The 11,904-nt window shown below is 71.8% G+C and carries 11 protein-coding genes; 5 read left to right on the forward strand and 6 right to left on the reverse strand.

Going from position 1 to position 11,904, the window contains the following annotated elements; genetic code table 11:
• Positions 1–6: 6 nt before the first annotated feature.
• From HV826_RS16545 to HV826_RS16565, 5 genes are read right to left on the reverse strand one after another with little or no spacing between them, the layout of a single operon-like run.
• Complete coding sequence (locus tag HV826_RS16545) at positions 7–1,536, reverse strand: ABC transporter permease (protein ID WP_176417990.1); 1,530 nt, start codon at positions 1,534–1,536, stop codon at positions 7–9.
• Positions 1,533–2,519 (reverse strand): ABC transporter ATP-binding protein, encoded by a 987-nt coding sequence (locus HV826_RS16550; protein ID WP_176417991.1) that lies wholly within the window; start codon positions 2,517–2,519, stop codon positions 1,533–1,535. The genes HV826_RS16545 and HV826_RS16550 overlap by 4 nt, the downstream gene beginning before the upstream one ends.
• Positions 2,516–4,261 carry a hypothetical protein gene (locus HV826_RS16555; protein WP_176417992.1) on the reverse strand — a complete coding sequence of 582 codons (1,746 nt, stop codon included), beginning with the start codon at positions 4,259–4,261 and terminating at the stop codon, positions 2,516–2,518. The genes HV826_RS16550 and HV826_RS16555 overlap by 4 nt, the downstream gene beginning before the upstream one ends.
• Positions 4,254–5,252 carry an AAA family ATPase gene (locus tag HV826_RS16560; RefSeq protein WP_176417993.1) on the reverse strand — a complete coding sequence of 333 codons (999 nt, stop codon included), beginning with the start codon at positions 5,250–5,252 and terminating at the stop codon, positions 4,254–4,256. Before HV826_RS16560 ends, HV826_RS16555 begins: the two co-directional genes overlap by 8 nt.
• A gap of 1 nt (position 5,253) precedes the next feature.
• On the reverse strand, positions 5,254–6,828 hold the full coding sequence (locus HV826_RS16565; protein WP_217918654.1) for a hypothetical protein: 1,575 nt from the start codon (positions 6,826–6,828) through the stop codon (positions 5,254–5,256).
• 295 nt (positions 6,829–7,123) lie between these two features.
• On the opposite strand from HV826_RS16565, the gene HV826_RS16570 reads away from it, so the two are divergent.
• On the forward strand, positions 7,124–7,966 hold the full coding sequence (locus HV826_RS16570; RefSeq protein WP_217917451.1) for an AraC family transcriptional regulator: 843 nt from the start codon (positions 7,124–7,126) through the stop codon (positions 7,964–7,966).
• A 90-nt stretch (positions 7,967–8,056) separates the two neighbouring features.
• On the opposite strand, the gene HV826_RS16575 is transcribed toward HV826_RS16570, so the two are convergent.
• Positions 8,057–8,557 carry an SMI1/KNR4 family protein gene (locus HV826_RS16575; RefSeq protein WP_176417996.1) on the reverse strand — a complete coding sequence of 167 codons (501 nt, stop codon included), beginning with the start codon at positions 8,555–8,557 and terminating at the stop codon, positions 8,057–8,059.
• A gap of 840 nt (positions 8,558–9,397) precedes the next feature.
• Between HV826_RS16575 and HV826_RS16580 the strand changes: the two genes are divergently transcribed.
• The 4 genes from HV826_RS16580 to HV826_RS16595 all read left to right on the forward strand — a co-directional run.
• Positions 9,398–9,880, forward strand: a complete 483-nt coding sequence (locus tag HV826_RS16580) for a DoxX family membrane protein (RefSeq protein WP_176417997.1) — start codon at positions 9,398–9,400, stop codon at positions 9,878–9,880.
• 13 nt (positions 9,881–9,893) lie between these two features.
• Complete coding sequence (locus HV826_RS16585; protein ID WP_176417998.1) at positions 9,894–10,892, forward strand: aldo/keto reductase family protein; 999 nt, start codon at positions 9,894–9,896, stop codon at positions 10,890–10,892.
• Between the two features lie 165 nt (positions 10,893–11,057).
• A complete protein-coding gene (locus HV826_RS16590) occupies positions 11,058–11,780 on the forward strand; it encodes a MotA/TolQ/ExbB proton channel family protein (protein WP_176417999.1) in 723 nt (240 codons plus the stop codon).
• Positions 11,781–11,783: 3 nt separating this feature from the next.
• On the forward strand, positions 11,784–11,904 hold a 121-nt coding region (locus HV826_RS16595; RefSeq protein ID WP_176418000.1), incomplete at its 3' end, for a biopolymer transporter ExbD.

The raw sequence follows: 11,904 nt of genomic DNA on the forward strand, positions 1-11,904 counted from the left end.
GCTCGCTCACGACGCGTGGGCCCGCCGCTCACGCTCCACGAGCATCCGGTCCGTCCCGAAGGCGGCCACCAGCGCCAACCCCACGACGGCGCCCAGCAAGTCCCAGGACATCTTCGGCCCGGACGCCCCGTAGTCGTACGTCGCGAAGTTCGCGATGCCCACCACGGGGTTGAAGAGGTTGAGGACAGGGTCATCCCCATCGAACCCCATCAACACCGCCAGCAACGGAGGCAGCGCCGAGGCCAGCGCCACGGAGGCCACGAACATCAACCGCACCGCCGCGGGCGTGGCCAGCCGGTCCGGGCGCACCTTCCGCCCCAGCCACACCGCCAGCGACAGGAAGAGCACTCCGTACGCCGGCAGCGCCAGGGTGGCCATCCGCAGGGAGAGGCCCTTCAGCGGCAGGTCCGAGGACCCCACCTGCAAGCCCCAGAACAGCGCGCCCCAGGCGCCCAGCAGGAACACCATCCAGCGGAAGCCTCGCAGCGCGCCGGGCCGCAGCACGGACCAGGGCCGGGTGGCCGCGCGCAGCGGGCGCGCCTGTCCATCCACGTCCGCCACCACGAACATGCCCACGCCTATCAGGTGGACGCCGCCCAGGAGCGCGAACATCTCCGGCACTGTGTGCGCGCGCCCCATCAGCCACCAGATGCCGATGCCGGCGAGCATGCCCACCAGCACCTGCACCCCCACCGCGCGACGCGGCCCCCGCGTGTAGTCCTCCGTGGGCAGCGACAGCCGGGACGCCGCGGCCTCGAAGAGCAGCCAGCCGTCCATGAGCATCAGCAGCAACACGAGGACCACCAGATAGAGGAGGTCCGAATCACGCAGGAACCGGTCGCCCATCTCCGATATCGCGAAGGCCGCGCCCATCCCCTGCAACAGCGCCATGCCCAGCGCGCCCAGCAAGCCGAAGTGGACGAAGGCACGCCCCATGCGGCCGTCGGCCAGCGTCGCCGCGCACACGCTGGCCACCGTGAGGAACACGAGCCACGCGCCGCCCAGCGCCAGCACCACCAGAATCGTGGGCAGCGCGATGCCATTGAGGAAGTAGCTGAAGAGGAGGAAGGGCCCCGCCGCGGAGGCATACAGGGCCGCCTGCACCAGGAACGACGCCACCTTGCCCCGGAGGATGCGGCGCGGGCCCAGGCCGGTGAGCACCAGCAACACCCACGTCTCGTCCTCGCGCTCACGCGCCAACGAGCGGTAGGCGCTGTACGGGATGACGAAGAAGTGCGCGACCCCCAGGCAGATGAAGAAGGCGAAGAAGTAGCCCTGGCCGCGCCGCGAGGAGGCGCCCTCGCGCGTCTCCACGTAGGCCACCAGCGCCACCGCCAGGCACGCCAGCAGCATCAACCCGAAGCACACCCAGAAGACGCGCGTGCGCAGTCCCTGGCGGAGCTCCTTCACCACCAGCGGGTTGAGCCGGTCCCCCCACCGCTGAGACCAGGGCTCCGCGCCCATGACCCGGCCGCCGCCCGAAGCCGTCGGCTCCTGGGCCGGAGGGCTCATCGCCGTATCCACGGGCGCGCTCACGCCACCCTCCCCTTCGTCACCGTCATGAAGGCATCCTCGAGGTTCCGCTCCCGCGCGCTGAAGGCACACACGGGGAGCCCCGCGGACACCAGCGCCGCCAGCACCGCCGCCGCCGCCGCGTCCACCTGCGCGGGGCCCGCGCCCGCCTCCAGCTCCAGGCGCACGCGCAGCGACTCCCCCTCCCGCGCCACACGCTTCACGCGCGGCTGCTCCAGGAGCAACCGCTCCGCGCGCTCCCAGACGGCGTTGCCCGCGTCGCCCACGGCCAGCCGCACCGTCAACTCGGGCGTCACCGCCGCGCCCGCCTCCTGCTGCTGGAGCAGGTCCGCCACCTTCCCGGTGGCCAGCAGACGCCCCTGCTCGATGATGGCGCAGGTGTCGCAAATCTCCGCCAGCTCCGTGAGGATGTGGCTGGAGATGATGACCGCCTTGCCCTGGTCCGCCAGGGCGCGGAGCAGCTCTCGCAGCTCGATGCGGGCGCGCGGGTCCAACCCGTCCGCGGGCTCGTCCAGCAGCAGCAGCGACGGGTCGTGCAGCAGCGTGCGCCCCAGCGCCACGCGCTGCCGCATGCCCTTGGACAGCGCGGTGGTGAGCCGGTCCGACAGGGGGGTGAGCCCGGTGAACGCCATCACCGACTCCACGCGCTGCCGGCGCGCCGCGCCCTTCAGGCCATAGGCGCGCGCGAAGAAGTCCAGGAACTCGAAGACGGTGACGTCGTCGTAGGTGCCGTACCGGTCCGGCATGTAGCCGATGAGCGGACGCGCCCGGTCTGGCGCATCCACCAGCGAGTGCCCGTCCAGCAGCACCTCGCCCGACGTGGGCACGTCCAGCGTGGCCAGGATGCGCAGCGTGGTGCTCTTGCCCGCACCGTTGGGCCCGATGAAGCCCAGGATGCTGCCCGCCTCCAGGCGGAACGACACATCATCCACCGCGCGCAGCGGCCCGTAGTCGCGCCGCAGCCCCTTCACCTCCAGCAGGCTCATGGCCGCCCCTCTTCCGACTGGCCTCGCACCAGGTGGACGCCGGTCTCCAACTCCACGTCAACGGCGGACGAGGGCGCCGGCCCCAAGCCCCCCAGCCGCGCGATGAAGCCCCCCTCCGGAAGCGGCGCGCGAAAGTTCTCCTCGCCCCCTGACAGACGCCCCTCGGCGAGCGACTGTCCCCCCACGCCGGACAACAACCGGCTCACCGGCGTCTCGCCCTCGGGCAGCGGCTCGCCCAGCGCCCCTTCCGCGCCATCCTCCAGCGCGGGCAACGCGTAGTGCTGGTTCCCCACCCGGACGTAGCCCTGCTCCAGCCGCGACCCCAGCGCGTTCTGGACGCGGACGCTGCCGCCCTCCTTTCGGACGACGAGCCGGGCGCGAGAAGGCAGCACGGCCACCTCGCCCCACTCACGGTAGGTCCGCGGCGGCAGGAAGCCATGCGTCACCGTCAGGCCCTGCGTCCAGTCCAGGTCCGCCAGCATCTCGTCGGCGTTGTCCGGTGCCAGCAGCGCGCTCGTCGCCGGGAAGCGCACCGGCCCCGCGGACACGTTGGCGTACCAGGCGGAGACGCCGAGCGTCACCGCGCGCGAGCGCTCCACGTCCAGCCAGGTGAGGCTGTAGCGCGCGGCGTGCACGGCGAAACCATCCACGAGCACCGACCAGGTCACGAGCGCCACACAGGTGATGAGCGATACCAGGGGCACCGCCACCAGCACCGCCACGGGCCCTCGGCGCCGCGCCAGCATCAGCCCACCCGGCCCCACCGCCAGCACGAAGGCGAAGATGAGCAGCAGGAACCGCCCCACGGGCGTGTTGGCATGGTCCAGCAGCGGCGCGACGCCCCCGGCGAGCAGGTTGCTTCGCTCCCACCGAGGCGCGTCCCCAGCGGGCTTCACCGGCCCCGGGATGACCTCCCCCAGCATCGCATTCAAGGTCCGCCCGCATTCGAGCGCGGCGCCACACCGCAGCACCCGGCCAAAGCCATACGGCACGGCATCCCTGGAGCCTTCCTCGGGGAGTAACGGCAGACGGTCCGTCAGGCTGCTCGACACCTGTGGAAGGACGAGCCGCCCTCCCGTGAGGACGTACGCCTCCAGCACGGCCCAGACATCCGCGGGCACGGAAGCCAGGTCCCCCGGCACCATCACCACGGAGTGGCCCACGTAGCCGGACAGCTCCCTCGGCGCATCGCGCGGCTCGACGGTGCGCACGGAGAACAGCGGGCTGCCGCTCGCCTCCACCCGAGGCACCCCCGAGGTGTCGTCGAAGTCCTTGAGCGTCCCCAACACCAACACCGTCCCACCCGTGGAACGTTCCAGATAGACGGGGGCGTGGGCGAGGGGCGACAGCGAAGCCTGGCCGGGCGACCCCACCATGAGGCTCCCCGCTTGCACCTCCGCTGGCAGGAACAGCCAGGTGACGAGCCGCTGACGCGGCGCCACCTCCACCGTGCGCTCGGCGGTTCTCGGGCCTGAGCTCGAATGTCCCTGGAAGGTCAAACGGACCTGCAGGGGCACGGGCCCCGAGTTCTGGAGCACGACATCGAACGGGGTGTAGCCGCGCTCCGGCTTCAGCACACTGGGCCGGTGGGTGACGCGCAGGTCGCCGTGTTCCCGCGTATCGGTGGTTCCGGAAGCATCGCGGTACCCGTAGCCCGTGGGCTCGGCCACCGACGTCGCGACGGCCCGCGAGCCTCCCAGGACGCAGAGCAGGACACTGGCGGTCAGCACCGCGCTACGCACGCGGCACCTCGGGGATGGCCTGGAGCAGCGCGCGCACCACGTCCGCCGCGCTGACCTTCTCCAGCGAGGCCTCGTAGGCGAGCACCAGCCGGTGATTGAGGGCGGAGGGCGCCGCGGCCACCACGTCATCAAAGCCCACGTTGGGCCTGCCTCGCAGCAGGGCCAGCGCGCGCCCGGCCGCCGCGAGCGCGAGCGCCGCGCGAGGACTGGCGCCATACCGGACGAAGCGGCGCACGGCGTCGGGCGCCGACGGCTGGCGTGGGTCGGAGGCCTCCACCAGCCGGCCGATGAAATCCGCCACTGGGCCGGGCAGGTGCACGCGGTCCGCGGCGGCGAAGAGGCGGCCCAGACCCTCCGCGTCCAGCACTGGCGACAGCTCCGGCGGCGCGCCACGCACGCGCGTGGTGAGCAGCGCGCGCAGCGTCTTCGCGCCCACGGGGGGCACCTGGATGCGGAAGAGGAACCGGTCGAGCTGCGCCTCGGGCAGCGGATAGGTGCCCTCCAGCTCGATGGGGTTCTGCGTGGCGAGCACGAAGAAGGGGTCGGGCAACGGACGCGTCTGCCCCAGCACGGTGACGCTGCGCTCCTGCATGGCCTCCAGCAGCGCGGACTGCGTCTTCGGGCTGGAGCGGTTGATTTCGTCCGCCAGCACCAGGCTGGCGAAGAGCGGGCCCTCGCGGAAGACGAAGTCGCGGCGGCCGTCGCCTTCCAGCACGTAGGTGCCGGTGATGTCGCCGGGCAGCAGGTCGGGGGTGAACTGGATGCGGCGGAAGGGCAGCGACAGCAACCGCGCCAGCGCCTTGCACAGCTCCGTCTTGCCCAGACCGGGCAAACCCTCCAGCAGGACGTGCCCGCGCGCGAGCACCGCCACGACCACCTGCTCGACGACGGATTCCTGGTCCAGCATGACGGTGTTCAGCTCGTCCTTGAGCCGGGCCGCCACCTCCGCCGCTCCCTGTGCCTCGGCGGGACTGAGAAGCTCTGCTGCCACGTCATTGCCCCCTTCCAGACGACTCGCCACCAAAGTACCGCCTCACCATGTCCCGGTTGCGGGGAAGCAGCGGCGCCGCACCGGGCCCCGCCGTCGCATCACCCCGCGCCTGGGTGCCCTGCGCGCCGCCAGGCCCGGCCGGTCCCGCGCGCCGCCGAGGGTCCGCGGCCCGGAGCCCCCAGAGCTCCTCGCCCTCGTCGCCCCCTTGCCCGGGAGGCAGCGGCTCGAAGGCGAGCCGCTCCGGGTCCATCTCCGCCTCGTCGCCAAAGACGAGCGGTTGGCTTCCGCCGCCGCGTGACACACCCGCGCCGCGCTGCACGCCCCGGCTCGCATGCCCCTGCTGGCCCGCGCCGGATTGCCCCTCGCCCTCGCCGGATTGCCCCTCGCCCTCGCCGCCGCGCCCCGACTGCCCCTGGCCTTGGCGCCCCTGTCCCGAGCCCCGACCGCCAGAACCCTGGCGACGGGCCTGCGACTCGGTGCCGTTGCGACCGTTCGAATCGAAGCGGTTCTCCAGCGACTGACGCCTGCGCTCCAGCGCCTCGCGCAGGCTGGCAACCTGGTCCGGTGAACCGGAGGCCCGCGCGCGGGCAGCGGCCCGCGCCTCACCGGAGCGAGCGCTCCGCGAACCTTCCGTGCCCTGCTGTCCCTCTGCGCCCTGCGTCCCTTGTCCGGATGCGCGCGCGGACTCCGCCTGTGCCGCTTCGCCGTTCTCGGATTCACGCGGCGTCCCGCCCTCCCCCGTACCCTCCGCGTCGTCGGACGCGCCGCCCTCTTCGCCGCCCTCCAGCGCCATCAGCGCCTGCTCCAACGCCTCGCGCTCACGCGTGGCGGCCTCGGCGCCTCCCGCGGCGCCCAGCGCATCCTCCAACGCCCGCGCGGCCTGGGCGGCCTGGGCCAGCTGCGCGGCGGCCTCCGCGGCCTGCTCGGACAGCCGCTTCTCCAGCGCGTCGGCGGCCTCCCAGTCTCCAGCGTCGAAGCGGCCCTCGGCGACCTCTTCGGCCAGGCGCCGCAGCTCGTCCTCGACAGCCTCTTCCAGCACCTCCTCCTTGGCGAGCGCCTCCGCCTGTGCCTGGACCGCGGCCACCTTCGCCGCGGCGGCGGCATTCACGGCGCGGCCTCGTGGCGCGGACAAGGGCAACAGGAAGCCCGCCGCCGCGAACAGCACCGCGCCCGCGAGCGCGGCGGCCGGGCGTCGCCACTTCACGTCGGGAGGCTTCACCCCACCCGCGAGCTGATTGACGGCCAGCTCCCACTCCCCCACCGGGCGCTCCAGCCGGGTGAGGAGCAGCCCGCCCGCGTTCGCCGACCGGTCCGCGAGCACCGCCGCCTGCTCCAACGACACCCGCCGGGAACGCGCGCGCCAGAGCCACGCGCCCAGCCCCAGCGCCAGCAGCGGCGGCAGGGCCCAGACGAAGGCGCCGCGCAGGAGGAGCCGGGCCAGCACGCAGGCCGTGGCGGTGGCCCACATCGGGACGATGCCCGCCTCCGCCCATGCCACCGCGTTGAGGCGCCGCTGCACGCGCCGGATGGGCGAGAGCACCAGGGCCTGAAAGCGGCGTTCTTCACTGGCAGCCATGAAGCGCCGAGTGTCGACTACTCGGCCCATTCCCCACAAGCGACGCGACGCCCAGCCGTCGCGGTCCGGGTGTGAGCGGTCTCCTCCCGCCGTGCATTGACGCCCCCTCCCGCTGGCCGGCACGGATCGCCCGAGCCTCGCGGACACCGACGCGGCATCCCCGCGGTGGAAGTGCCCATGGCCGCGCCTTCACGCGAGGCTGCCCCAGGTGCCGCCTCGCGCGCCAAAGACGGCCCACCCACTGTCCCCAAGTGCCATCACGCCCACCGGACTGCTGCTAAAACCCAGCTCCTGGATGCTCCTCGCCCGCCCTCCAGAACTGGCGCCCCAGGCGCCATGGCCGGACATGCCGCTGGTGGTGTGGCCCACCGCGCTGGCGATGTGGGGCCCCGGCGACGTGACGACGAAGCACGCCCACCACGCCATGCATCTGGTGCTGTGCCGACAGGGCGAGCTGTCCGTCCGCGCGCAGGGCCGGAAGACGGCCGAGCAGGCAGCCGGCGTGCTCGTGGGCCCGGACCTTCCCCATGCGCTCGACGCGCGCGGCAGCGAGGTCGTCATCCTCTTCATCGAGCCCGAGAGCGACGACGGCGCGCGACTCCAGGCCGCGCTCGACGGTCCGCTACGGCTGTTCGGCACGACGCAGCGCGATGCCCTCCTCGGCGGGCTGCCCACGGCGGGCGCACTGGCGCACGAAGCGGTCGGCGGATGGATGGAGTCCACGCTGGCCGCCCTCTCCGGAGCGCCCGAACCCCCCCGCCACCTCCACCCGCGCGTGCGCAAGCTGCTGCGCCACCTGCGCGCGGAGGCCGCGCCGGAAGACACCTCGCTCGAAGCCCTGGCCCAGGTCGCGGGCCTCTCGCCCGGCAGGCTGATGCACACGTTCACCGAATCCGTCGGTGTGCCGCTGCGGCCCTACCTCCTGTGGCTCCGGCTCCAGCGGGCCGCGGGCGCCATCGCCGCGGGTCGCACCTTGGGTGACGCCGCCCATGCGGCCGGCTTCTCGGATGCGGCGCACCTGACGCGCACCTTCCGGCGGATGTTCGGCACCACGCCGTCATCACTTCAGCGCCGTGGACCGCGCGTCCAGGCGCAGGGCCGCACCGGCGCGCCACCACCGACCAGGCCCAGGAGTTAGAGCGCCGAACAGATGAGTGGAACCTCAAGCCGCAAGACGTCGATGTGAGCCTGCCCCGATTCCGGTTGACGGAGTCGTAGACGAAGCCCGCTACTCCTCCAGCCAGAAGAACTGGTCGTCACTCGCCAGGGCGCGCTCAAGGAACTCGCGGAACGAGCCGGCAACTCGCCGCACCTCGCGCGGGTACGTCTCGTGGTAGGCGTCGAGGAGAGGGTACGGGCCTCCGGGGCGCGCCACATCGACCAGTACGAAGTCGGAGTCCTGACAGTCCACCAGTGGATACCAGCAGGCGTCCTCTCCATCGCTGTGGTCGCGACGGCGGAGCCGAAGGGTCGCCTCCTCAATCCCCGCCAACGAGAGGATGCTGTAGTTTGCCTCGGGAAGCCGCTCGAACAGCTCCGCGCCGTCGCAGTGCAGGAAGAAGGCGCGCAAGTCTTCGTCCAGGCGCCACCCCATCCGCGCCTCGAAGGTAGCAATCCGCTCTGGCGTCGCCGGAGGGTGCGGGAAATGCGCCCGTGAGATTTCCGCGAGCAGTGACTCAATGGCCATCGCTAGTCCACGTAGGGCCTGTCCGGCCCCACAGAGCGCCATCGGCCGCCGCGACTATAGCAAGCCGGGTAGGCCCCGCTGAAGACGTCATGCACGAGCGGAGGCACTGGCAACACGTTCGCAAGCGCTGTTGGGTGGCCGCCGTGAAACAAGTCGAAGATGTGGTGCCCCGGCCAGTTGCGCCCGTCCGACTGCGGCCAGCCGCCGAATTCGTTTCCCCACGCTTCGCGAAAGCCAACTCGCGCATTGTTCCAGGTGCGGCGGCGGCGCTGGAGGTCGCTGACAGTCGGGTAGTCGCAGCAGCAGTGGGTAACGGCCAAACGCCCACCTGCCGCCGCCGGGAGCGCCATGAATCGCCCCTGCCAGTCGCCCTTGATGTCCGCGAGCCCTATGCAGCCGAGCAAGGGCGCACGCCCCTCGGCCACGCACCGGCGCTCGCAGCGAGACAGCAGCGAGGCACTACACAGCCAAGGGCCATAGTAGATGGTCGTCTGCACCTTCCCGCCGGCCGGGCTCGGGATGGCCGGGCCCACCCACTTCGCTGAAGGCTTCCCGGCTGCGGTGCTGACGGTGGCCGACCCGCAGCCGCCCACGGCGAGGAGCAAGAACACGCTCACGAAGTACTGGCGGCGCCAAAGCTTCACGCAAACACCACATCACAGACAAAACTGGATAGTGGACCACCAACGCCGCAACTGTCGTGGTGGGTAGGCCCACCACGCCCACCCGCGCGACCAGCGGTAGCACCGAGACCGGAGGCCGCACGACGCGCGTCTCACATCGCAGCCAGTTCGTTCAAGCCGACGGCGGCACAGGGGCCCCATCCTGGAGTCAATGGCACGGCAGGCCACCCTCCCGTGCCTCTCTTCAGGAGCACACCCCATGTCCTTCGCCATCCTGTTGCTGTCCTTCTTCCTGCTGCTGCACCTGCCTCCGCTGCGGCGCCTCCCCGCGCTATCCACGCCCGGGGCGCGCGCCGCGGTCGCCGCGGGGCTCTTCTTCGTGGGCGCGGGCGTCATGCACTTCGTCATGCCCGCGCGCTACGCGGCCATGGTTCCGCCGCGGCTGCCGTCACCCGCGTTCTGGGTCTACCTCTCCGGGGCAGCGGAGGTCGCGGGCGGGCTGGGGCTGCTGCTGCCACGCACGCGCCGGCTCGCGGCGCTGGGGCTCATCGCGCTGCTGCTGGCCATCCTCCCCGCCAACATCCACGAGGCCCAGGCCAACACCGCCGCCCACGTGCTGCCCTTCCCGGACTGGTACTTCTGGCTGCGCATCCCCTTCCAGCTCGTCTACGTCGCCTGGGTGGCGTGGGCCGGCGGATGGTGGCCCGTCCGCGGCCGTGCGCGCCAGGAGGCCCACGGTTAGGCTGGCGCGCACCATGCACTTCCGCAAGCTCGGCCGCAGCGGCCTCGTCGTCAGTGAGATTTCCTACGGCAACTGGATTACCCACGGCTCCCAGGTGGAGGAGGAGGCCGCGCTCGCCTGCGTGCGCGCGGCGCTGGACGTGGGCATCACCACCTTCGACACCGCGGACGTGTACGCGGCGACCCGCGCCGAGGAAGTGCTCGGCCGGGCCCTGAAGGGCCAGCGCCGCGCCGGCTACGAGCTCTTCACCAAGGTGTACTGGCCCACCGGCCCCGGGAAGAATGACCGCGGCCTGTCGCGCAAGCACATCCTGGAGAGCATCGACGGCTCGCTGCGCCGACTCCAGACGGACTACGTGGACCTGTACCAGGCCCACCGCTTCGACGTGGAGACGCCGCTGGAGGAGACGATGCTCGCGTTCGCCGACATCGTCCGCCAGGGCAAGGCGCTGTACATCGGCGTCTCCGAGTGGACGGGCGACCAGATTCGCCAGGGCGCCGCGCTGGCCCGCGAGCTGCGCGTGCCCTTCATCTCCAACCAGCCGCAGTACTCCATGCTCTACCGCGTCATCGAGCCGCAGGTCATCCCGGCCTCCGACGAAGCGGGCCTGGGGCAGATTGTCTGGTCCCCCATCGCCCAGGGCGTCCTCACCGGCAAGTACCTGCCCGGCCAGGCGCCCCCCGTGGGGAGCCGCGCCACGGAGGCCAACGCCGTCCGCTACGGCATCACCCGCTTCATGACGGACGACGTGCTCACCCGCGTGCAGCAGCTCGTCCCGCTGGCGAAGGACGCCGGCCTCTCCATGGCCCAGCTCGCCGTGGCCTGGGTGCTCCAGAATCCCAGCGTCTCCTCCGCCATCGTCGGCGCCTCCCGGCCGGAGCAGGTGCACGACAACGTGAAGGCCGCGGGCGTGAAGCTGGAGCCTGAGCTGCTGCGCCGGATTGACGCGGTGCTGGGCCCCGCCATTGAACGGAATCCCGCCCTGACCGACGTCCCCGCCCAGCGCCCCTGAGCCGTCCCACCCGGGCGGGCGCCTGAGCGTCCGCTTCCGGGAGGGCGACACCCCACCCGAGCCGTTCCATTTGACTTTCCGCGCCAAGGGAACAAGACATGGGCCCGCAAGTTGGCAACCGGGTTGCGAGTACCCCGTGACCCACCTTTACCCAGGCTTCCCTCCATGACGCCCTTCCTCTCCCTGGCCCAGACGAGTCACACCGAGCTTGGCTGGCTCAGCAGCAAACTGCTCGGCGTGACGCTCACCTCCGCCGAGTGGGTGCTCTGGGTGCTCGTCATCCTCTCCGTGCTCTCCATCGCCATCATGCTGGAGCGCACGGTGTACTTCGCGCGCCACCGGCTGCCGGACTCGGAGGCCCTGGCGGTGCGGCTGGCCCGCGGCGAGTACGACGTGGCCCGCAAGGCCATTGAGGGCAAGACGGGCATGGAGGCCGCCATCATCCGCGAGGCCCTGGCCTCCGCCGACCAGGGCGCGGACACGGTGGAGCAGGTGATTGCGTCCACGCTGTCTCGCGAGCGCCCCCAGTACGAGCGCTTCCTGTCGTACCTGGGCACGCTGGGCAACAACGCGCCCTTCATCGGGCTGTTCGGCACGGTGCTGGGCATCATCAAGGCCTTCAACGACCTGGGGAAGATGAACGCCCAGGGCGGCGGCGGGGCCATGCAGCAGACCGTCATGGCGGGCATCTCCGAAGCGCTCGTCGCCACGGCCGTGGGGCTGGCGGTGGCGATTCCGGCGGTGGTGGCCTTCAACGTCTTCAACCGCCAGCTCAAGACGCTCACCAGCCGCACCAATGCCCTGGGCTACGCCCTGGTCGGCAGCATGCGCGCCGAGCGCCCCGCGGCCAGCACGGCCACGGCGGCGCGCGCCGCGGAGGCCCGCTAGGCCATGGCGGGCGGCGCGCAGGACAACGACGACGAAATCACCGGCATCAACGTCACCCCGCTGGTGGACGTGGTGCTGGTGCTGCTCATCATCTTCATGGTGACGGCCAACTTCATCGTCCGGG

The organism is Myxococcus sp. AM010, assembly GCF_013372585.1.
Taxonomy (GTDB): Bacteria; Myxococcota; Myxococcia; order Myxococcales; family Myxococcaceae; genus Myxococcus; species Myxococcus vastator.

Coding starts and splice junctions, on each gene's coding strand:
- HV826_RS16580 (WP_176417997.1), top strand. CDS start 9,398: ATGTCCTTCGCCATCCTGTTGCTGTCCTTCTTCCTGCTGCTGCACCTG.
- HV826_RS16570 (WP_217917451.1), top strand. CDS start 7,124: ATGCTCCTCGCCCGCCCTCCAGAACTGGCGCCCCAGGCGCCATGGCCG.
- HV826_RS16585 (WP_176417998.1), top strand. CDS start 9,894: ATGCACTTCCGCAAGCTCGGCCGCAGCGGCCTCGTCGTCAGTGAGATT.
- HV826_RS16565 (WP_217918654.1), bottom strand. CDS start 6,828: ATGGCTGCCAGTGAAGAACGCCGCTTTCAGGCCCTGGTGCTCTCGCCC.
- HV826_RS16590 (WP_176417999.1), top strand. CDS start 11,058: ATGACGCCCTTCCTCTCCCTGGCCCAGACGAGTCACACCGAGCTTGGC.
- HV826_RS16550 (WP_176417991.1), bottom strand. CDS start 2,519: ATGAGCCTGCTGGAGGTGAAGGGGCTGCGGCGCGACTACGGGCCGCTG.
- HV826_RS16575 (WP_176417996.1), bottom strand. CDS start 8,557: ATGGCGCTCTGTGGGGCCGGACAGGCCCTACGTGGACTAGCGATGGCC.